We start from the raw sequence: 19,821 nt of genomic DNA, 5'->3' as shown, positions 1-19,821 counted from the left end.
GCGGGGGCCCCGGTTGCCGTTCGCGCGCATCGTGGTTGCGATGCACAAATGGGGGAGGGGGAATGGCGTTGATCCATGCCAAGACGGCAGCTGGCCGTCGCGAGATCGAAGACCGTGGCCTGCGCCTGGCGCCGGCGCTGCGCTCGGTGCTGCTGCTGGTGGACGGGCAGCGCGACAGCCGCGAACTGCTGCAGATGGCGCAGGGGTTGCGGGCGCCGGAGGACGCGCTGGAGCAGTTGCTGGCGCTTGGGTTGATCGAAGTGGTCGGTGGCAACGTGGAGCGCGCGCCGCCGGTGCCGGTCACCACGCAGTTGGGCGACGATCCGCTGCGCTACCAGCAACTGCGCGACTGGATGGCCGAATCGGTACGCCGGCACCTGGGCCTGAAGGGCTACCTGATCCAGCTCAAGATCGAGCGCAGCCGCAGTGCGGTGGGGCTGGAACAGCTGTGGCCGGAAGTGGCGGCGGCGCTGGGCAAGGCCAAGAGCCCGGCATTCGCCAGCCGCTGGCTGGAGGAGACCCGGGCCCTGGTGCTGGCGTGATGGCAGCACCAGGGCGCCGCGCTGTGCCGTGATCGCGGGCAGCGCGGCGGCCACCTGCCGGCCGGCACTATCATGCGCGGGGGTTGGGCACAGGAGCGCCAGGCATGGACAAACACGACGGCGGCGGGGCGGGAACCGCGGGCTGGGACGCCATCAATGCGGCATTGCGCGCGGTGCACGCGGGACAGGCGCCCCGGCACTTCGGCACGGCGGCCTCATACACACTGGGCAGCGACGACCCGCTGGACGGCATCAGCGTGTACTGGAGCCCGCTGCCGCGCCCGCACTGGCATTACGTCACCTACGGCTTTTCCGAGCTGTACGACAAACACAGCGACGACCCGGAGGCGAGCGGCTTCGGCTTCGAGCTGACCTTCCGTCTCGCCGCCGAAGCCGGCGAGGACGGCAGCGGCGCGCCACCGACGTGGCCGCTGGACCTGCTGCAGAACGTCGCCCGCTACGTGTTCGCCAGCGGCAACGTGTTCGAGGCCGGGCATCATCTCGATGCCAACGGCCCGATCACGCTGGACAGCGGTACCCGCCTGCGCCACCTGGCGTTCGTCGCCGATCCGCAGTTGCCGGCGATCGCCACGCCCAACGGGCGCCTGGACTTCCTGCAGATGGTCGGCCTGACCGACGACGAAATGGCCGCGGTCAGGCGCTGGTCGACCTCCGGGGTAATGGACGTGCTGGCGCCGGCGATGCCGTCGTGGATCACCGAGCTGGCGCGCGATTCGCTGCTGGCCGATGCGGCGCTGGCGGACCGGGTGGCGGCGGGCAGCCGCCGCGACGGGTCCAGCACCGGCATGCTGTTCGTGGAGATGCTGGACTGGTCCGACGCGGACGTGGGCACCACCCTGGTGCTGGGCGCGGGGCAGGTGGACAGCGTGCTGGAACTGCTGCCGCTGCGTCTGCACCACGACCGGCCGCTGGTGGTGCTGGGCAGGGAGCGGCAGTGGCGGTTCGAGCCGGGCGTGGCCGACGACCTGCAGCTGGACGAGGACAGCGCGCGCTGCGTGCTGTGCGACGCGAGCATCGCGGCGCTGCTGGCCGCGGTCCGTGCCGAGCGTGGCGTGTACCCGCTCCCGGGCGGGCGGCTGCAGGTGGAAGTGGTGCCGACGCAGTTGCGGGACGCCCGCGGCAAGGTGATTGGCGAGATCGGCTGACCGTCGCGGCTGCCGCGCTGGGGTTCAATCAGGGCCGCCGCGTGGCTCCGTCCGGCGGCCAGCCACCGCCAGCGAGAATACGAACACCGCGCCGGCCTCGCTGTCGGCCAGCACGATGCGGCGGTGGTGCAGCTGCAGGATGCGGTGCACCACCAGCAGCCCGAGCCCACCGCTGTCCGGGCGCCGGCTGGCCAGCGCGGACGGCGCGCTGAACAGCTGCGCGCGCTGTTCCGGAGCGATGCCCGGGCCGGTGTCGGCGACACGCACCTGTACTTCCTCGCCCGTCGCGCGCAGGGTCACCGTCACCCGGCCGCCCTCGGGCGTGTGGCGGATGGCGTTGTCGATCAGGTTGGTCAGCACCCGCTCGACCAGCGCCAGGTCGGCATGCACCGCCGGCAGGCTGGCGGGGATATCCGCGGCCAGCGATTGCCGGCGTGACTGCGCGGCCAGCTCGAACTTCTGGAACACGTCCTGTACCAGGTCCGGCAACGAGAACGCCTGCGGTTCCAGCACCACCCCCCCGTGTTCCAGTCGCGCCAGTTCGAACAGGGCCTGCGCCAGGCGGCCGACCTTGTGGCTCTGCGCCAGGGCGATGGACAGGTAGCGCTGGCGCTCGGCGGGGTCGAGCGTGGCGTCCTTCAGCGCCAGCGTTTCCAGGTAGCCGTGCAGCGACGACAGCGGCGTGCGCAGGTCGTGGGAAATGTTGGCCACCAGTTCGCGACGCTGCAGGTCCTGCTGGCGCAACTGCTGCCATTGCTCGCCGAGGCGCTGCGCCATGTGCGCGAAGCTGTGCCGCAGGATCGCCAGTTCGTCGCGCTCGCCGGGCCGGGGCGGCGCCGCTGGCGCCGGCAGCGCGGGAGGGGCGGCATCGACATCGAATGCCTGGATGTCGCGGGCCAGCCGGCGCAGCGGACGGGTAATCCAGCGGAAGGCGACCACGCCGGCGAGCAGGCCGACGGCGGCCACGATCGCCAGCGCCCACAGCGTGGTGCGCAGGCTGGCGCTGGCCGCGACGTCCGCGGCTAGCGCTTCGCGTTGCTCGCCGACCAGGACCACGTAGATGTAACCCACCTGCTTCCCCTGCACGCGCAGGGGCGCGACGTTGAACACCTTGCGCCCGGTACTGCTGCGCGGGTCGTCGCCGAGGATGGGCAAGGGCGCGCCGCCCAGCAGCGCATGGACCGGCGCCAGGTCGACCCGGTCGCGCCTGAGGTGGCCATCCGGCGCGTCGTGGCCGAGGATCCGGCCCTGGTCATCGAGCAGGTAGACCTCGACGCTGGGGTTGACCGCCATCAGCTTGCCGAACAGGGCGCGGACCTCGCCATCGCGCATGCCGCGTGCGTCCATCAGTTCGCCGCTGCGCGCGATGTGTTCGGCCAGCCCGCGCGAAAGGCGCTGCACGGTTTCCTGCTCGTGCAGGCGCGTGCTGCGCATCTGGATCCACGCCAGCGCGCCGCAGCACACCAGCAGCAGCGCGCAGAACACCAGCGACAGCCGTTGCCACAGCGCGAGCCGCTTCATGCGTCGTTGCCGCCGGCCGCCAGCTTGTAGCCGCGGCCCCATACGGTGAGGATGCGGCGCGGCGTGGCCGGGTCGCGTTCGATCTTGTTGCGCAGGCGGTTGATGTGCGTGTTGACGGTGTGTTCGTAGCCCTCGTGGCGGTGGCCCCAGACCTGGTTGAGCAGCTCCATGCGCGAGTAGACCTGGTCGGGATGGCGGGCGAAGAAATGCAGCAGGTCGAACTCGCGCGGGGTCAGGTCCAGGGCATTGCCATCGACCCCGGCGGTGCGCGCGACCGGATCGATGCGGATGCCGGCGACCTCGATCGCGCCGGCATCGATGCGCGCGTTCTGCGCCATCGCCTCGACCCGGCGCAGCAGCGCCTTGATCCGCGCGACCAGTTCCAGCATCGAGAACGGCTTGGCCAGGTAGTCGTCCGCGCCCAGTTCCAGGCCGAGGATGCGGTGCACCTCGCTGGCGCGCGCACTGGTGATGATGATCGGCGTGTAGCGGGTCATCGCGCGCGCGCGCCGGCAGATCTCCAGCCCGTCGACGCCCGGCAGCATCAGGTCGAGCACCAGCGCGCTCCAGTCGTTGTCCTCCAGCAGGCGCAGGCCGTCGTCGCCGCTGGCCGCATGGGTCACGTCGTAGCCTTCGTCGCGCAGGTGCATGCGCAGCAGGTTGGCGATGTGGGCGTCGTCCTCGACGATCAGCACGCGTTTGGCACGGTTCATCGGCACATCCGGCCGCTGGGGGAATGGGTGCCATTGTCGGGGGAAGCGGGCGCCGATGTGTCACGGAAAATTTAACTCCGCGTGAGGATTCGTTGACCGCCACGCGCGCAGCATGGCGCCATCGTTCCTGCCTGGAGACCGGCCATGTCCCTTTCCCGTCGCACCCTGCTGGGCATGGGCGGCATGCTGGCGGCGGCCGGCCTCTGCGGGGTTGGCGCCTGCGGCCGGGCCGCGCCGGCGCCGCGCCGCGGCACGTTCGAGGTCATGCATGACGACGCGCAATGGCGCCGGCTGCTGACGCCGGCGCAGTACACGGTGCTGCGCGGCCAGGGAACCGAGCGCGCGTTCAGCAGCCCGTTGAACGGCGAGCACCGGCGCGGCACGTTCCATTGCGCCGGATGCGCGCTGGCCCTGTTTTCCTCCGCCGCCAAGTTCGACAGCGGTACCGGCTGGCCGAGCTTCTGGGCGCCGCTGCACGGCGCGGTGGGCGAGGACCGCGACACCACCTTCGGCATGCTGCGGGTGGAAGTGCACTGCCGTCGCTGCGGCGGCCACCTCGGCCACGTGTTCGATGACGGCCCGCGCCCGACCGGGCTGCGCTACTGCATCAACGGCGTGGCGCTGGATTTCGTCGCGGCCTGAGCGCCGTCCCTCCCGATTCCAAGAAAAGGACGTTCCATGTTCCTGTTGCTGCTGGCCTACCTTGGCGGTGTCCTGACCCTGCTCAGCCCCTGCATCCTGCCGGTGCTGCCGTTCGTGTTCGCGCGCTCGGACCGTCCGTTCCTGCGCAGCGGGCTGCCGCTGCTGGCCGGCATGGCGCTGATGTTCGCGGTGGTCGCCAGCCTGGCGGCGGTCGGCAGCCGCTGGGTGGCGCAGGCCAACCAGGCCGGCCGCTGGATCGCCCTGGCGGTGATGGCGGTGTTCGCGCTGGCGCTGTTGTGGCCGGCCCTGGCGAACCGGCTGCTGTCGCCGCTGCAGCGCCTGGGAGGGCGCCTGGATGCGTCGGCCGGGGACGGCGGGGGCGTCGCCGGTTCGCTGCTGATCGGTATCGCCACCGGCCTGCTGTGGGCGCCCTGCGCCGGGCCGATCCTGGGGTTGATCCTCACCGGTGCCGCGCTGCAGGGGGCCAATGCCGGCACCAGCGGGCTGCTGCTGGCCTACGCGCTGGGAGCGGCGACGTCGCTGGCGCTGGCGGTGTGGATCGGCGGCCGGGTGTTCGCCGCGCTCAAGCGGCACCTGGGCGCGGGCGAATGGATCCGGCGCGGGCTGGGCATCGCCGCCCTGCTGGCGGTGGTCGCCATCGCCATGGGCTGGGACACCGGGGTGCTGACCCGGCTGTCGACGGTGAGCACCGCGCGCCTGGAGCAGGGGCTGCTGGACGCATTGCCGGCGCGCGACCCAATGCCGGGTGGCGCGATGATGATGACGGCGGACCAGGGCGCGATGCCGGGGCTGCCGGTCGAGGGCCAACTGCCGTCGCTGGCCGGCGCCAGCGGCTGGCTCAACAGCCCGCCGCTGGATGCGCAGGGCCTGCGCGGCAAGGTGGTACTGGTCGATTTCTGGACCTACTCGTGCATCAACTGCCTGCGTGCGCTGCCGCATGTTCGCCAGTGGTACGAGCGTTACCGCGACCACGGCCTGGTGGTGGTGGGCGTGCATGCGCCGGAATTCGCGTTCGAGCGCGACGTGCGCAACGTGCAGCGCGCGGTCGAGGACCTGGGCGTCAGCTGGCCGGTGGCGCTCGACAATGATTTCGCGATCTGGCGGGGCTTCGACAACCGCTACTGGCCGGCGCATTACTTCATCGACGCGCAGGGGCGCATCCGCGCCCATCATTTCGGCGAGGGCGGCTACGAGGAGTCCGAGCAGATCATCCGCCGGCTGCTGCGCGAGGCGGGCAATACGTTGCCGGGCGACGCGCCCGCGATAGCGGCGACGGCGCGCGCGGCGGTCGAGCGCGCGGCGGACATGGGCAACCTGCGCTCGCCGGAAACCTACATCGGCCACGCGCGGGCGGAGCATTTCGCCTCGCCGGGCGGACAGCGTGCGGGCCGCGCCTTCGATTACACGGTGCCGGCCGTGCTGCGGCTCAACCAATGGGCGCTTGGCGGGCGCTGGCTGGTGGGCGAGGAGGACGCACGCCTGCAGCAGGCCGGCGGCCGCATTGCCTTCCGCTTCCATGCGCGCGATCTGCACCTGGTGCTGGCGCCGCAGGTGGACGGCCGGCCGGTGCGTTTCCGGATGCGCGTCGATGGCCATGCGCCGGGTGCGATGGCCGGTGCCGACGTGGGCGCCGGTGGCGAGGGCCGGGTGGACGAGAACCGGCTCTACCAGTTGATCCGCCAGGACGGCGACGTCGGCGAGCGCAGCTTCGAGATCGAGTTCCTCGATCCGGGCGTACGCGCCTATGCCTTTACCTTCGGTTGAATCCGGGAGGCCGGACGATGAAACCCGCGATGGAAAAACTGTTCGCCGGCGGCGTTGCCGTGCTGGTCGCCGGCCTGCTGGTACTGGGCGTGGCCGGCCTCGATCGCCCCGTGCACGCGGCGGCGGCTGCGCCGGCGGCGGAGGTTCCCGCGCCCAGCGGCATCGCCGACCTGCGGCAGCCGGGCGTACACCGCGCACGGGTGGTGTTCGCCGGCGGCTGTTTCTGGGGCGTGCAGGGCGTGTTCCAGCATGTGAAGGGCGTGGACAGCGCCGTGTCCGGCTACATCGGGGGCAGCGGCGCCGACGCCCGCTACCCGCGCGTCAGTGCCGGCAATACCGGCCATGCCGAAGCGGTGCAGGTGACCTACGACCCGTCCCAGGTGAGCTATGCGCAGCTGATGCAGGTGTTCTTCTCGGTGGTCCACGACCCCACCCAGCGCGACCGGCAAGGCCCGGACCGCGGCAGCCAGTACCGGTCCGCGGTCTACGCCGATGACGCGGCGCAGCGCGCGGCGACGCGGGCCTACATCGACCAGCTGCAGCGCAGCGGCGTGTTCGCCGCGCCGCTCGCGACCCGGGTCGACGGTGGCAAGCCGTTCTATCCGGCCGAGGACTACCACCAGAACTACCTCGCGCTGCATCCGGACGCGGCGTACATCCGCTTCTACGACCTGCCGAAGATCGAGGCGCTCAAGCGCCAGTACCCGGCGCTCTACCGCGACGCGCCACGGCTGGTGATGCCGGTGTCAGTGCGTTGAAGCCGGGGCAGCGTAGCGGCTCCAGAACACGAAGGGCCGCCGGCTATGCCACCGGCGGCCCTTCGGTTTCCAGGCGTTGGAGCGCGGACTCAGCCCAGGCCTTCGGCCTTGAGCGCGGCCTGCACCGCCGGGTCGGCCTGCATGCGCTGCTCGAAGCGGTCCAGCGCGTCCATGCCGGCCAGGTCGATCTTGAGGCCGCGTGCCCAGCGCAGGGTCACGTAGGTGTAGGCGTCGGCGATGGAGGGGCGCGGCGTCCCGCCCAGCCACTCGACCTGCGCGAGGCGGTCGTTGAGGCGCTGGTACAGGCCCTTGAGCTTGTCACGCGAATGCTGCTGGGTGCGGGCGATGACCGCCTCGTCCTCCAGATACCGGGTCGAGCCGAAGATCGGGTAGTACACCGGGTGCAGGTCGGCGTTGACGAAAGACAGCCAGCGGTTGACCTCGGCGCGGGTGCGCGGGTCGCTGCCGCCGTCCAGGCCGGCGCCCGGGGCCTTGTCGCAGATGTAATGCAGGATCGCCGCGTTCTGGGTCAGGACCCAGCCGTCGTCCTCGAGCACCGGCACCGCGCCGGCCGGGTTCATGGCCATGTACGCCGGCGACTTCATGGTGGCATGGTCGACGATCTGGACTTCGAACGGCAGGCCGGACCAGATCAGCGCGATGTGGTCGGCCAGCGAGCAGGCGCCGGGTTTGGTGTAGAGCTTCATCGGATACCTCGGGGGTGGAATGACCCCCGCATTATCGTCAGCGGCGCGTCGGCCGGCGTGACCGGCATGCGATGCCGCCGCGTCAGGACGTGCGCGGCTTGAGCGACTGCACCTTGTAGAAGGTGTGCCCGCCGATGGTGGCGACCTGGTAGGCGTTGCGCCAGCTGGGGCTGGCGATAGCATGCGCGGCGAAGTGGCTGGCGCCGGGCACGATCTCCTTGCGCTGGCCGGCCGGCAGCGCCCAGTTGCGCTCGGCGGCGAAGGCCACGTCCACGGCTTCGGCCCAGGCGTCGTTGTTGCGCAGTTGGGTGTCCGGCGCCACCAGGGTGGGCGCGAACTGCTTGCGTGCGGTCACCACCTGGCACATCGAGTCGCCCCACAGGCCGCTGTCGAGGCGGCGCAGCGCGACTTCCGCCACGGCCTGCTGGCCGCGCAGGGTCTGGTCGCGGGCTTCCAGATAGACGGTGGTACTCAGGCACAGCGAATCGGCGGCCGGCTGCGGCAACAACTGCGACAGCCAGAGAATCCAGGCCAGTTTCATAGGTCTCCTTGCTCCGTGTGGGCCGCAACCGGCCTGTTCCCCGCGTGGCAGGGACAGGACGGCAGCGGCTTGGCGTCATGGGGAGGCGGCCATGGCATCGGGGCCGCCCCGTGGGCAGACCCCGGTCAATCGACCCTGGGGGCTGCGCCGTGCTCACCAGAACTGGGGGGTGAGCGGAAAGTCGGCGCAAGGTAGGGGGGCAATCCCAAACTCATCCTGAATGCGCGTTCTTGACATTCAGCTTCATTGCAGGGGCCGGATCCGGCCCGGGTGCCGCGATGCGCGGGCGTCCAGGGCGGTGCAGGGTGTGTCGCCGGTCACGAAAAAACGCCTGCGGTGGGCCCTTCCGGATCGCCCGGTGTGCGCGTTGTCGGCGCGGGCGGCAGGGAACCCGATGCCTTGGCCGGCTGCCCGGGGCCCGGCGGCGCCATGCCCGTGCACGCGGACAGCCGCACGCCGCCAAAGCGCTTCGCGCGCGGGTTGGCGGCCAACGGGACGCATGCCCCGGGCAGGGCGCACGGCGATGGCGGTGGTGGATGCGCGCCGCCCGCTGCGGCCAAGCCCGGCGGGCGCGCGCGGCGGCGGGCCTAGAGCGCGGCGGCCAGGCGGCTGCCCTGGTCGATGGCGCGCTTGGCATCCAGCTCGGCGGCCACATCGGCACCACCGATCACATGGGCGGCCACGCCCGCGGCGCGCAACGCATCGGCCAGTGCGCGCATCGGCTCCTGCCCCGCGCAGACCACCACGGTGCCGACCTCCAGCAACCGTTCGGCACCGTCGACGCGGATGCGCAGGCCGCGGTCGTCCACGCCCAGGTACTCCACGCCGCCCAGCATCCGCACGCCCTTGGCCTTGAGCGCGGCGCGGTGGATCCAGCCGGTGGTCTTGCCCAGGCGGGCGCCGGGCTTGCCGGGGCTGCGCTGCAGCAGCCATACCTGGCGTGCCGGCGCCTCGGGTTGCGGCGTGGACAGCGCGCCGCGGCTTTCGAAACTCGGGTCCACGCCCCACTCGGCCATCCAGCGGGCCTTGTCCAGCGACGGCGACGGTCCTTCCTGTACCAGGAATTCACCGACGTCGAAGCCGATGCCGCCGGCGCCGATGATGGCCACTTTGTCCGCCGCCCTGACCCGGCCCTGCAGCACGTCCAGGTAGCTGACCACCATCGGGTGGTCGGCACCGGGGAAGTCGACCTTGCGCGGCGAGATGCCGGTCGCCACCACGACCGCGTCGTAGCCGGCCAGCATCGACACGTCGGCGCGCGTGCCCAGGCGCACGTCCACGCCGGTATCGGCCAGCCGGTGGCGGAAATAGCGCAGGGTCTCGTGGAACTCCTCCTTGCCGGGGATGCGCTTGGCCACGTTGAACTGGCCGCCGATCTCATCGGCCGCGTCGAACAGGGTGACGGCGTGGCCACGCTCCGCGGCGACGGTGGCGCAGGCCAGGCCCGCCGGACCCGCGCCGACCACCGCCACGCGCTTGGCGACGGCGGCCGGGCGGTAGACCAGTTCGGTCTCGTGCGCGGCGCGCGGGTTGACCAGGCAGGTCGCGCGCTTGTTGACGAAGATGTGGTCCAGGCAGGCCTGGTTGCAGGCGATGCAGGTGTTGATGGTCTCCGGCCTGCCGGCGCGGGCCTTGGCCGGCCACTGCGGGTCGGCCAGCAGTGGCCGCGCCAGCGACACCATGTCGGCCTGGCCGTCGGCCAGTACCCGTTCGGCGACGTCGGGCATGTTGATGCGGTTGACCGCGATCACCGGCACGTTCACGTGCGGGCGCAGTTTGGCGGTGACGCCGGCGAAGGCGGCGCGCGGCACCGAGGTGGCGATGGTGGGCACGCGCGCCTCGTGCCAGCCGATGCCGGAGTTGATCAGGGTCGCGCCGGCCGCTTCGATCGCCCGGGCCTGCTGCAGGATCTCCTCCCAGTTGCTGCCGTCCTCCACCAGGTCCAGCAGCGACAGCCGGTAGATGATGATGAAATCCGGGCCGCAGGCCTCGCGGATGCGGCGCACGATCTCCACCGCGAAGCGCATGCGCCGGGCGGCGTCGCCTCCCCAGGCGTCGTTGCGCCGGTTGGTGCGCGGGGCGATGAACTCGTTGATCAGATAGCCCTCCGAGCCCATGACCTCGACGCCGTCGTAGCCGGCCTCGCGCGCCAGCCGCGCGGCGCGGGCGTAGCTGGCGATCTGGCGCTCGACGCCCCGCGCCGACAATGCGCGGGGCGTGAACGGGTTGATCGGCGCCTTCAGCTTCGACGGTGCCACCTGCAGCGGGTGGTAGGCATAGCGGCCGGCGTGCAGCAGCTGCAGGCAGATATGGGCGCCGTGGCCGTGCACGGCCGCGGTGACCTGCCTGTGCCGGCCCACTTCCCAGGGCCAGGACAGCTTGCTGCCGAACGGCGCCAGCCAGCCGGCGACGTTCGGCGAGAAGCCGCCGGTGACCAGCAGTGCCGCGCCGCCAGCGGCGCGTTCGCCGAAATAGGCCGCCAGCTTGGGGAAGTCGCGGACATGGTCCTCGAGGCCGGTATGCATCGAGCCCATCAGGATGCGGTTGCGCAGCCGGGCGAAGCCCAGGTCCAGTGGCGCGAACAGATGGGGATAGGCGGTGTCGGTGGCTGGCGTCATGATGGATACGCTTGCGTACGGATCGCGTCAGCCTGCCCCGAAACCCGGTCTGCGGCAAGGGGTGGGCGGGCGTGGCCGGCACGCATGCGATGGCCCCGCGGCTCGGACAGCCCCGCGCAGCCTGGCATCCCGGGGCGGCGGCGGGCGCTCCGCATGGCGTGGCACTGGCCCGGGTACGTGCCATCGGCGCGGGTTGTCGGCGCCCCGTGCACCGGCCGGCGTGCCGCGCAGGAGCCGAATCCGCCGAAGTCGCCGCGGCCGCGATTGCGCGGCCGGCGCTATCCGCATGCGTATGCGGACATCAGCCTCACGGTCGTCGTGCCTGGCCGCGTATAGCCGTTGTCAGCGGCCACGGACGGGACAGCGGACCGCCGCGACCCCAGCAGACGCACAGGTGCGGCAGGCACCGCCGCCGGCCACCCGTTGCGCCCACGGCGCGTGCGCGCCGCACGCGGCTGTTCAGTCCCAGCCTTCGAGCACCAGCTTGCCCAGGGTGCTGCCCGACTCCAGCAACCGGTGCGCCTGGCGCAGGTTGGCCGCGTTGACCGCGCCCAGGCGCGCGCTGACGGTGGTGCGCAGTTCGCCGGCGTCGATCAGGCTGGCGGCGCGGGTGAGGATGCGGTGCTGTTCGATCATGTCGGCGGTGCGGAAGCGCGCCCGCGCGAACATGAACTCCCAATGGATGCCGATGCACTTGGCCTTGTACGGGTCGCCGATGCGCAGCTCGCCGGCGGGCTCCACGATCAGCCCGACATGGCCCTGTGGCGCCAGCAGTTCACCGAGTACCTGCCAGTAGCGGTCGGTGTCGGCCAGGTTCAGCGCGGCGTCCACCTGGCTGATGCCCAGCGCCTGCAGCTGCGGCGCCAGGGGCTGGCGATGGTCGATGACGTGCTCGGCACCCAGTGCCCGGCACCAGGCGCGGCTTTCCTCGCGCGAGGCGGTCGCCACCACGGTGAATCCGGCATGGCGGCCAAGCTGGATCGCCATCGATCCGACGCCGCCGGCGCCACCGATGATCAACAGGATCCGGCCGACGTTGCGCCGCCCGTCGAGCTGGTAGGGCATGCGCTGGAACAGCAGTTCCCAGGCCGTGAGCGTGGTCAGTGGCAGCGCCGCGGCTTCGGCGAAATCCAGCGTGCGCGGCTTGCGCGCGACCAGCCGCTCGTCCACCAGTTGCCGCTGCGCGTTGCAGCCCTGGCGGGTGACATCGCCGGCGTAATACACCTCGTCGCCCACCGCGAACGCGGTCACCGCGGGGCCGACGGCCAGCACGGTGCCGGCCGCATCGAAGCCGAGGATGCGCGCCGGGGTTTCCTCGCCCGTGCCCGAACGCCGCAGCTTGGTGTCGACCGGGTTGACCGATACCGCCCGCACTTCCACCAGCAGGTCCTGCCCCTGCGGCGCGGCGGGCGCCGGCAGCTCGACGTCTTCCAGCGCGCGGGGGTCCTCGATCGGCAGGTAGCGGCTCAGGCCAACAGCTTTCATGGCGGAAGTTCCGTTCGGTGGGGGGCTGCGGCCATGATACAAAGGGACCGTTCAGGTCAGGACGACGGCATCTGCCGTCGCGGCCGCTGTCCCGCTGCCGGCCCGGCGCGCCTGCGCGCGGTGGTCGGAAACCCCGCAATGCCTGTCCGGGCTTGGATCTTGTGCGTTTTTACCAAGCTGTATAGGGTGAGGCTCGGTGGCCATCCGAAGTCCGGGGGCCCTGTCATTTGTTACGCAGCTGTTAACGTCGTCTTCACAGCCCAGCGCATAATGTGCATCGCGTTGGCGTGCGGAAACGGCCATCTTTCGGACGCGACGAACGAAATCGCTGTGCTGGACATGCCATTACCGGTTTCATACCCCCGAAACAAGGAGTTGTATTCATGAACAAGAAGATCCTTACCGCCGCACTGCTGGGCGGTCTGGCATTTGCCCAGGCTGCGTCGGCCCAGGAATTCGATGACCGCTGGTATCTGACCGGTTCGGCCGGCTTCAACTTCCAGGACAACGACCGTGGGACCAACGATGCTCCGTTCGTGACCCTGGGCCTGGGCAAGTTCATCAGCCCGAACTGGTCGCTGGACGGCGAGCTGAACTACCAGAACCCGAACTTCGACAAGAACCAGGACCTGAACTGGTCGCAGTACGGCGCCTCGCTGGACCTGCGCCGCCACTTCATCCAGGACGGCCGCGGCTGGAACCCGTACCTGCTGTTCGGCCTGGGCTACCAGAAGGCTGAGGAAGAGTACGTCGTCAATTCGGTGAACTCGCCGGCGCAGCGCAAGGACGGCAACTTTGCCGCCAAGATCGGTGCCGGTCTGCAGACCACCTTCGACAAGCGCGTCGCCGTGCGTGCCGAAGTCGCCTACCGCGCTGATTTCGACGACCAGAGCGTGAACCCGCGCCTGGCCGGCAAGGACAACGACTGGTTCGGCGACGTGCTGGCTTCGGTCGGCGTCGTGATTCCGCTGGGCCCGGCCCCGGTTGCCGCCGTGGCTCCGCCGCCGCCGGCTCCGGTTGCGCCGAGCTGCGCCGACCTGGACGACGACGGTGACGGCGTCAACAACTGCGACGACAAGTGCCCGAACTCGCAGGCCGGCCAGATCGTGGGTCCGGACGGCTGCCCGGTGCCGGTGTCGATCGACCTGAAGGGCGTGAACTTCGACTTCGACAAGTCGACCCTGCGTCCGGATGCCGTCGCCATCCTGAGCGAGGCCAGCGAGATCCTGAAGCGTTACCCGGAACTGCGCGTTGAAGTCGCCGGTCACACCGACTCGAAGGGTACCGACGCCTACAACCAGAAGCTGTCCGAGCGTCGCGCCAAGGCCGTGTACGACTACCTGACCGGCCACGGCGTTGCCGCTTCGCGTCTGGTGGGCCCGATCGGCTACGGCGAGAGCCGCCCGATTGCGCCGAACACCAACCCGGATGGTTCGGACAACCCGGAAGGTCGCGCCAAGAACCGTCGCACCGAGCTGAACGTCCAGAACTGATCGGACGTATCGGTTGATTCGAAACAGGGCCCGGCGAAAGCCGGGCCTTGTTTTTACGCGTTCCCGGGAATCCGGGCGGATGCCCGCGCGACGCGCGCACACGCCTGCCGTGAACCCGGAAATGAAGGTTGAAAGCCCCGCGGGGCATGCCTACACTCGCGGCGTTCCCTGTACGGATGGAAATACCGATGCTGCGTATCGCACTGGCCGGCGCCCTGGCCCTGGTCCTCGTTCCCGCCGCCCACGCAGCCGTCGATTGCTCGGCCAGTGCCATCGTGCCGCCGCCGTTGCCGGCCACGGTGATCGAGCCGGTCGCCATGGAGCTGTATGCCCGTCCGGGCCAGCTGGGCATGCCCTCGGGCGTGCTGGCGCCCAACGCCAGCGGCGAGCAGTCGCTGGACCGCGTACTGATGCGCCTGCGCGTGGAAAGCTGCAACAACGTCGCCAGCGCGATGCCGGCGCGCCCGGCGATCAACCCCAACGATCCGGCGGCCTACAAGCCGCAGACGCAGTACGACAACACGCCGTGGCGGTTCGACATGAGCCAGAACGGCAAGCGCATGACCGCGGACGAGTTCGATGCGTGGATGAAGGCCCGCGGCGTGCGCGTGGTCAAGGCGGCGACGCCGGCGGCCGAAGGCGCGGCCGAAGCCAAGGCGGCGGCCGAGGTCAAGTAAGCCGGGCGCCCGGATGCCGCGCAGGAATTCCCGTGATGCCCGCCCTGCCAGACAGGGCGGGCATTTTGTTGTGCCCTCCGGCACCGCCGCCAGGAACGGGGCGCCCCCGGGCACGCCGCGGCATGGCCTGGCGCGGGTGCTGTCGAAGGCGGGCGTGTGTTCGCGTGCCGAGGCCGCGCGGCGCGTGCTGGCCGGCCGGGTTGGCGTGGACGGCCGGGTCGTGCGCGACCCCGAGTTCCCCGTGGTCCCCGGGCGGCAGCGGGTGACCCTGGACGGCCAGCCCATCGTGGCGGCGCAACGCCTGTACCTGGCCTTGAACAAGCCGCGCGGCCTGGTCACCAGCGTCCGCGACGAGCAGGGCAGGGACACCGTGTACCGTTGTTTCGAGGGCGCGGGCCTGCCGTGGCTGGCACCGGTGGGGCGCCTGGACAAGGCCAGCGAAGGCCTGCTGTTCTTCAGCAACGACCCGGAATGGGCCGCCCGGCTGACCGACCCGGCGACCGGTCCGTTGAAAACCTATCGCGTGCAGGTCGATGGCGTGCCCGATGCGGCGCAGCTGGCGCGCATGCGCGCTGGCATCGACGACGCGGGTGAACACCTGGCCGCGCATTCGGTCGTGCTGCTGCGCCAGGGCGAGCGCAACGCGTGGCTGGAGATCGTGCTGGACGAGGGCCGCAACCGGCATATCCGGCGCCTGCTGCAGGCATTGGGGTTCGACGTGCTGCGCCTGGTGCGGGTGGCGATCGGGCCGGTCCGGCTGGGCGAACTGGCCAAGGGGCAGTGGCGGGTGCTGGAGGAGGCGGAACTGGAGCAGTTGGCCCCGCATTCAGTCCAGGCGCCCGCCAATTCATGAAATTCCTCATGTATTTCATGCAAATAGCTTGATTTCCTAAAGTGCATGGTTAGGCTGTAGGCCTGTTCTCCAGCGAGGTCGCGCAACCATGTCAGCTTTCAACCGCATTGCGGTGTCGTCACTTGGAGCGGCCGCAGCCGTGGTTCTGGCCGGTTGTGCGTCGTCGGGCAAGCCGGTGGCGGCGGCGCCCGCGGAAAAGCCGGTCACGGTGATGGTGGAAGCGCCGATGGCGGAGAAGGACGCACTGGGCAACTACCGCTTCCTCATGCAGCAGGCGGGCAAGAACATGAGCGCCGACCAGTTCGATGCCTGGATGAAGGCCAACGGCATCCGCGTCGCCCGTGGGGGCGCGGCGGCCAAGCCCGAGGCGGCGCCGGCCGCGCCGGCCGCGAAGCGGTAACGCGGCGGCCGCCACGGCCTGCCGCCAATGTCGTAAAAAGAAACAGGCGCCCTGGGGCGCCTGTTCTCATTGGGGGCCCGCTCAGCCCTTGATGACGCCCAGTTCCCGGCCGATGCGGGTGAAGGCGTCGATGGCGCGGTCCAGGTGCTCGCGGCTGTGCGCGGCGCTCATCTGCGTGCGGATGCGCGCCTGGCCCTTGGGCACCACCGGGAAGAAGAAGCCGATCGCATAGATGCCTTCTTCCAGCAGGCGCTCGGCGAACTTCTGCGCCAGCGGTGCGTCGTACAGCATCACCGGGCTGATCGGGTGCACGCCGGGCTTCACGTCGAAGCCGGCGGCAGTCATCTTCTCGCGGAAGTAGGCGGTGTTTTCGGCCAGCCTGCGGCGCAGGTCGTCGGCCTTGTCGAGCATGTCGAAGGCCTTGATGCCGGCGGCGACCACGTGCGGCGGCAGCGAGTTGGAGAACAGGTACGGGCGCGAGCGCTGGCGCAGCAGCTCGATCACTTCGGCGCTGGCGCAGGTGAAGCCGCCCAGCGCGCCGCCCATGGCCTTGCCCAGGGTGCCGGTGATGATGTCGATCTTGTCGAGCACGCCCTTGACCTCGGCCGAGCCGCGGCCAGTGGCGCCGAGGAAGCCGGTGGCATGGCATTCGTCGATGTGCACCAGTGCGTTGTACTTCTTGGCCAGCGCGGTGATCTCGTCCAGCGGGGCGATGAAGCCGTCCATCGAGAACACGCCGTCGGTGGTGATCAGCTTGGTCCTGCAGCCGGCGGCATCGGCGGCCTGTAGCTGCGCTTCCAGGTCGGCCATGTCGCAGTTGGCGTAGCGGAAGCGCCTGGCCTTGCACAGGCGCACGCCGTCGATGATCGAGGCGTGGTTGAGCGCATCGGAGATGATCGCGTCGTTCTCGCCCAGCAGCGGCTCGAACAGGCCGCCGTTGGCGTCGAAGCAGGCGGCATAGAGGATGGTGTCGTCCTTGCCGAAGAACTCGGCGATCTGCTTTTCCAGCTGCTTGTGCAGGTCCTGGGTGCCGCAGATGAAGCGCACCGAGGCCATGCCGAAGCCGTGGCTGTCCAGCGTGTCCTTGGCGGCCTGGATCAGCGCCGGGTGGTCGGCCAGGCCCAGGTAGTTGTTGGCGCAGAAGTTCAGCACGCTGCGGCCATCGTCCAGGGTGATCTCGGCCGACTGCGGGCTGGTGATGATGCGTTCGGACTTGAACAACCCCTGCGCGCGGATGGCGTCCAGTTCCTCGGCGTAGTGCCGGGTGAGCGGGGAAGTGTGCGCGTTGGCGGTCATGGCAGGGTTTTGCGGTGGAGGGAGTGACGATTCTAGCGGCCTGGCGTTGCCGCCGCCGGTTTCATGGGGAATGGCTATAAGCGCCACGGCCGAAGTCATTTCTCCGTGTGCGTGTGCGCCCGCAGCATCGACGCTCCACCCCTGCCTTCCAGGAGCCACCGATGACCGCCCCCTTGTTCCCGTCCACCGCGCCGACCAGGAAGCTGTTGTCCCTCAGCCTGGCCGTGGCGCTGTGCGGGGTGGCGGCATCGGCGCAGGCGCAGCAGCCCACCGTGGAACAACTGCAGCAGCGCCTGGAGCGGCTGGAACGCCTGGCCGGCGTGTCAGGCGTGGCAGCCGTCGAAGGTGTCGACCTGGCCGGGCTGGACCAGCGCCTGCGCATCCTCGAGCGCCGCCTGGAGCTGCAGGAGGAAGAGCGGGTGGCCGCCGCCCGGGCCGCGCCGCAGATCACCGTCGACCCGAGGGGCGCCGCGTTCCGGTCCGGCGACGGCCACTACGAGCTCAAGCTGCGCGGCCTGCTGCAGGGCGACGCGCGCGTGTTCGTCGGCGATGGCAACCAGAACGACAGCTTCCTGCTGCGCACCGCCCGGCCCACGCTGGAGGGTTCGCTGGGCAAGCGGGTCGCCTACCGCTTCACCCCGGAGTTCGCCGGCGACAGCGCGACCATCGTCGATGCCTATGTCGACCTGCGCGTCAATCCGGCGCATGCGCTGCGCGTGGGCAAGTTCACCTCGCCGGTGGGGCTGGAGCGCCTGCAGTCCTCGGCGGCCCTGGTGGACGTCGAGCGCGCGCTGCCCAGCGAGCTTGCGCCGAACCGCGACTTGGGCGTGCAGCTGCAGGGCGAGCTGGCCGCGGGCAGGTTCAGCTACGCGCTGGGCGTGTTCAACGGCGCGGTCGATGGCCGCGACGCGACGAGCAGCAACCCCGACGATGATTTCGAGATCGCCGGCCGCGTGTTCTTCGAGCCGCTCAAGGGCAGCGACAGCGCGTGGGCGGGGCTGGGCGTCGGCCTGGGCGCGAGTGCCGGGCAGAAACATGGCGTTGGCAGCAGCTTCCTGCCGCGCTACCGCACCCCGGGCCAGGCGACCTTCTTCAGCTACCGCAGCACGGTGGCCGCCGACGGCGACACGCTGCGCTGGTCGCCGCAGGGCTGGTTCCCCCCCATGGGCTGCGGCCTGCTGCCCTACTACCTCGCTCCGTGCCTGCTCGGGCCCCGCGCCGCGCGCCCCACCGCCCTGGAACACCGCGCCTGGCAGGCGACGGCCAGCTACGTCCTGACCGGCGAGGACGCCGGCTACCGCGGGGTGACGCCGTCGCGCCCGTTCGGCGTCAACGGTGGGCGCGGGGCGTTCGAGCTCACTGCGCGCTACGGCGAACTGCAAGCCGACGGGGCGGCGTTCCCGTTCTACGCCGATCCGGCGGCCTCGGCTGCGCGCGTCCGGTCGTGGACGGTGGGCGCGAACTGGTACCTCACCGCGAACCTCAGGCTCGCCACCAACTACCTGCACAGCCGCTTCGGTGCCGTTGCCGGCGCCCAGAGGCTGGCCGACGAAAAAGCCGTTTTCTCGCGCCTGCAAGTTTCCTTCTGACGGAGAGCCCTCGTGAAGCAGTCCTTCCTTCCCCGTATCGGCGCGGCCGCGGTGGCTTTCGCGCTGGCCTTCGCGTCCGGCGCCGTGCTTGCCCGCGACGTGCAGCTGCTCAATGTCTCCTACGACCCCACCCGCGAGCTGTACCGCGACTTCAACGCCGCGTTCGCCAGGCACTGGAAGGAAACCAGGGGCGACAACGTCAGCATCGAAACCTCGCATGGCGGTTCGGGCAAGCAGGCGCGCGCGGTGATCGATGGCATCGAGGCCGACGTGGTGACGCTGGCGCTGGCCTACGACGTGGATGCGATCGCGCAGAAGTCGCGGCTGCTGCCGGCCAACTGGCAGTCGCGGCTGCCGGACAACAGCGCGCCGTACACCTCGACCATCGTGTTCCTGGTGCGCAAGGGCAACCCCAAGGCGATCCGCGACTGGCCGGACCTGCTGCGCGCCGGCGTCTCGGTGGTGACGCCCAATCCCAAGACGTCCGGCGGCGCGCGCTGGAACTACCTGGCCGCCTGGGCGTACGCCGAGCACATCTTCAACGGCGACCGCGCGCGCATCCTCAACTACATGCGCGCGCTGTTCCGCAACGTGCCGGTGCTGGATACCGGCGCGCGTGGCGCCACCACCACCTTCGTGCAGCGCGGCATCGGCGATGTGCTGCTGGCCTGGGAGAACGAGGCATTCCTGGCGCAGGAAGAGCTGGGCCCGGACAAGTTCGAGATCGTGGTGCCGCGGCAGTCGATCCTGGCCGAGCCCCCGGTGGCGCTGGTGGACCGCAACGTCGACCGGCATGGCACCCGCGAGGTGGCGCAGGCCTACCTGAACTACCTGTACTCGCCCGAAGGGCAGCGCATCGCCGCCCGCCACTATTACCGCCCGCGCAATCCGCAGTACGCCGACCCGGCCGACATCGCGCGGTTCCCGCAGGTGCGGCTGGTCACCCTCCGCGAGGTGTTCGGTTCCTGGGAAAAGGCGCAGGCCGAGCACTTCGCCGACGGCGGCCTGTTCGACCAGATCCAGGCGGGCAAGTAA

18 protein-coding genes are annotated in these 19,821 nt (G+C 70.5%); 11 read left to right on the top strand and 7 right to left on the bottom strand.

Going from position 1 to position 19,821, the window contains the following annotated elements:
* Window positions 1-62: 62 nt before the first annotated feature.
* Together MKP15_RS03150 and MKP15_RS03145 are read left to right on the top strand one after the other, a co-directional pair.
* A complete protein-coding gene (locus tag MKP15_RS03150; protein ID WP_240211771.1) occupies window positions 63-542 on the top strand; it encodes a hypothetical protein in 480 nt (159 codons plus the stop codon).
* A 104-nt stretch (window positions 543-646) separates the two neighbouring features.
* The gene (locus tag MKP15_RS03145) at window positions 647-1,708 is read left to right on the top strand and encodes a suppressor of fused domain protein (RefSeq protein WP_240211770.1); all 1,062 of its coding nucleotides are present in this window, start codon (window positions 647-649) and stop codon (window positions 1,706-1,708) included.
* A 24-nt stretch (window positions 1,709-1,732) separates the two neighbouring features.
* On the opposite strand, the gene MKP15_RS03140 is transcribed toward MKP15_RS03145, so the two are convergent.
* Both MKP15_RS03140 and MKP15_RS03135 read right to left on the bottom strand, forming a co-directional pair.
* Window positions 1,733-3,229, bottom strand: coding sequence for a HAMP domain-containing sensor histidine kinase (locus MKP15_RS03140; protein WP_240211769.1), 1,497 nt, complete (start codon window positions 3,227-3,229; stop codon window positions 1,733-1,735).
* A complete protein-coding gene (locus tag MKP15_RS03135) occupies window positions 3,226-3,942 on the bottom strand; it encodes a response regulator transcription factor (RefSeq protein WP_104938154.1) in 717 nt (238 codons plus the stop codon). The genes MKP15_RS03140 and MKP15_RS03135 overlap by 4 nt, the downstream gene beginning before the upstream one ends.
* A gap of 144 nt (window positions 3,943-4,086) precedes the next feature.
* On the opposite strand from MKP15_RS03135, the gene msrB reads away from it, so the two are divergent.
* Genes msrB through msrA form a run of 3 tightly spaced genes read left to right on the top strand, consistent with a single transcriptional unit; the run spans window position 4,087 to window position 7,127 of the window.
* Window positions 4,087-4,584, top strand: coding sequence for a peptide-methionine (R)-S-oxide reductase MsrB (msrB, locus tag MKP15_RS03130; RefSeq protein WP_240211768.1), 498 nt, complete (start codon window positions 4,087-4,089; stop codon window positions 4,582-4,584).
* Between the two features lie 36 nt (window positions 4,585-4,620).
* A complete protein-coding gene (locus MKP15_RS03125) occupies window positions 4,621-6,369 on the top strand; it encodes a cytochrome c biogenesis protein DipZ (RefSeq protein ID WP_240211767.1) in 1,749 nt (582 codons plus the stop codon).
* Between the two features lie 17 nt (window positions 6,370-6,386).
* Entirely contained in the window at window positions 6,387-7,127 is a 741-nt protein-coding gene (gene msrA / locus MKP15_RS03120; protein ID WP_240211766.1) for a peptide-methionine (S)-S-oxide reductase MsrA, read from the top strand.
* Between the two features lie 89 nt (window positions 7,128-7,216).
* Here the strand turns inward: msrA and MKP15_RS03115 are convergent, their stop codons facing one another.
* The 4 genes from MKP15_RS03115 to MKP15_RS03100 form a co-directional block, all read right to left on the bottom strand.
* Entirely contained in the window at window positions 7,217-7,834 is a 618-nt protein-coding gene (locus MKP15_RS03115) for a glutathione S-transferase N-terminal domain-containing protein (RefSeq protein ID WP_240211765.1), read from the bottom strand.
* Window positions 7,835-7,916: 82 nt separating this feature from the next.
* The gene (locus tag MKP15_RS03110) at window positions 7,917-8,375 is read right to left on the bottom strand and encodes a cell wall hydrolase (RefSeq protein WP_054663411.1); all 459 of its coding nucleotides are present in this window, start codon (window positions 8,373-8,375) and stop codon (window positions 7,917-7,919) included.
* A 587-nt stretch (window positions 8,376-8,962) separates the two neighbouring features.
* Entirely contained in the window at window positions 8,963-10,993 is a 2,031-nt protein-coding gene (locus MKP15_RS03105) for an NADPH-dependent 2,4-dienoyl-CoA reductase (protein ID WP_240211764.1), read from the bottom strand.
* Between the two features lie 459 nt (window positions 10,994-11,452).
* A complete protein-coding gene (locus tag MKP15_RS03100) occupies window positions 11,453-12,478 on the bottom strand; it encodes a zinc-binding alcohol dehydrogenase family protein (protein WP_240211763.1) in 1,026 nt (341 codons plus the stop codon).
* A 383-nt stretch (window positions 12,479-12,861) separates the two neighbouring features.
* Between MKP15_RS03100 and MKP15_RS03095 the strand changes: the two genes are divergently transcribed.
* From MKP15_RS03095 to MKP15_RS03080, 4 genes are all read left to right on the top strand, one after another.
* On the top strand, window positions 12,862-13,971 hold the full coding sequence (locus MKP15_RS03095) for an OmpA family protein (protein WP_240211762.1): 1,110 nt from the start codon (window positions 12,862-12,864) through the stop codon (window positions 13,969-13,971).
* A gap of 188 nt (window positions 13,972-14,159) precedes the next feature.
* A complete protein-coding gene (locus MKP15_RS03090) occupies window positions 14,160-14,648 on the top strand; it encodes a hypothetical protein (protein ID WP_104940126.1) in 489 nt (162 codons plus the stop codon).
* Between the two features lie 13 nt (window positions 14,649-14,661).
* Window positions 14,662-15,501 carry a pseudouridine synthase gene (locus MKP15_RS03085; RefSeq protein WP_240211761.1) on the top strand — a complete coding sequence of 280 codons (840 nt, stop codon included), beginning with the start codon at window positions 14,662-14,664 and terminating at the stop codon, window positions 15,499-15,501.
* An 88-nt stretch (window positions 15,502-15,589) separates the two neighbouring features.
* Window positions 15,590-15,901, top strand: coding sequence for a hypothetical protein (locus MKP15_RS03080; protein WP_240211760.1), 312 nt, complete (start codon window positions 15,590-15,592; stop codon window positions 15,899-15,901).
* An 81-nt stretch (window positions 15,902-15,982) separates the two neighbouring features.
* Here the strand turns inward: MKP15_RS03080 and kbl are convergent, their stop codons facing one another.
* On the bottom strand, window positions 15,983-17,197 hold the full coding sequence (gene kbl, locus MKP15_RS03075; protein WP_240211759.1) for a glycine C-acetyltransferase: 1,215 nt from the start codon (window positions 17,195-17,197) through the stop codon (window positions 15,983-15,985).
* A gap of 161 nt (window positions 17,198-17,358) precedes the next feature.
* Between kbl and MKP15_RS03070 the strand changes: the two genes are divergently transcribed.
* Window positions 17,359-18,786, top strand: coding sequence for a porin (locus MKP15_RS03070; protein WP_240211758.1), 1,428 nt, complete (start codon window positions 17,359-17,361; stop codon window positions 18,784-18,786).
* Window positions 18,787-18,822: 36 nt separating this feature from the next.
* The gene (locus MKP15_RS03065; RefSeq protein ID WP_104940128.1) at window positions 18,823-19,821 is read left to right on the top strand and encodes a sulfate ABC transporter substrate-binding protein; all 999 of its coding nucleotides are present in this window, start codon (window positions 18,823-18,825) and stop codon (window positions 19,819-19,821) included.

The sequence above is a fragment of the Stenotrophomonas sp. Y6 genome, assembly GCF_022436665.1.
Taxonomy (GTDB): domain Bacteria; phylum Pseudomonadota; class Gammaproteobacteria; order Xanthomonadales; family Xanthomonadaceae; genus Stenotrophomonas; species Stenotrophomonas acidaminiphila_A.
Note: the sequence above shows the minus strand (reverse complement) of the source record. Positions and strands in the feature narration are given on the sequence as shown.

Excerpts from the sequence above, each read along its gene's own strand:
- MKP15_RS03135 (WP_104938154.1), bottom strand. The coding sequence starts at position 3,942 with ATGAACCGTGCCAAACGCGTGCTGATCGTCGAGGACGACGCCCACATC.
- MKP15_RS03110 (WP_054663411.1), bottom strand. The coding sequence starts at position 8,375 with ATGAAACTGGCCTGGATTCTCTGGCTGTCGCAGTTGTTGCCGCAGCCG.
- MKP15_RS03125 (WP_240211767.1), top strand. The coding sequence starts at position 4,621 with ATGTTCCTGTTGCTGCTGGCCTACCTTGGCGGTGTCCTGACCCTGCTC.
- MKP15_RS03095 (WP_240211762.1), top strand. The coding sequence starts at position 12,862 with ATGAACAAGAAGATCCTTACCGCCGCACTGCTGGGCGGTCTGGCATTT.
- MKP15_RS03115 (WP_240211765.1), bottom strand. The coding sequence starts at position 7,834 with ATGAAGCTCTACACCAAACCCGGCGCCTGCTCGCTGGCCGACCACATC.
- MKP15_RS03150 (WP_240211771.1), top strand. The coding sequence starts at position 63 with ATGGCGTTGATCCATGCCAAGACGGCAGCTGGCCGTCGCGAGATCGAA.
- MKP15_RS03090 (WP_104940126.1), top strand. The coding sequence starts at position 14,160 with ATGCTGCGTATCGCACTGGCCGGCGCCCTGGCCCTGGTCCTCGTTCCC.
- msrB (WP_240211768.1), top strand. The coding sequence starts at position 4,087 with ATGTCCCTTTCCCGTCGCACCCTGCTGGGCATGGGCGGCATGCTGGCG.
- MKP15_RS03100 (WP_240211763.1), bottom strand. The coding sequence starts at position 12,478 with ATGAAAGCTGTTGGCCTGAGCCGCTACCTGCCGATCGAGGACCCCCGC.
- kbl (WP_240211759.1), bottom strand. The coding sequence starts at position 17,197 with ATGACCGCCAACGCGCACACTTCCCCGCTCACCCGGCACTACGCCGAG.
- MKP15_RS03080 (WP_240211760.1), top strand. The coding sequence starts at position 15,590 with ATGTCAGCTTTCAACCGCATTGCGGTGTCGTCACTTGGAGCGGCCGCA.
- MKP15_RS03145 (WP_240211770.1), top strand. The coding sequence starts at position 647 with ATGGACAAACACGACGGCGGCGGGGCGGGAACCGCGGGCTGGGACGCC.
- MKP15_RS03070 (WP_240211758.1), top strand. The coding sequence starts at position 17,359 with ATGACCGCCCCCTTGTTCCCGTCCACCGCGCCGACCAGGAAGCTGTTG.
- MKP15_RS03105 (WP_240211764.1), bottom strand. The coding sequence starts at position 10,993 with ATGACGCCAGCCACCGACACCGCCTATCCCCATCTGTTCGCGCCACTG.
- MKP15_RS03140 (WP_240211769.1), bottom strand. The coding sequence starts at position 3,229 with ATGAAGCGGCTCGCGCTGTGGCAACGGCTGTCGCTGGTGTTCTGCGCG.
- MKP15_RS03085 (WP_240211761.1), top strand. The coding sequence starts at position 14,662 with ATGCCGCGCAGGAATTCCCGTGATGCCCGCCCTGCCAGACAGGGCGGG.
- msrA (WP_240211766.1), top strand. The coding sequence starts at position 6,387 with ATGAAACCCGCGATGGAAAAACTGTTCGCCGGCGGCGTTGCCGTGCTG.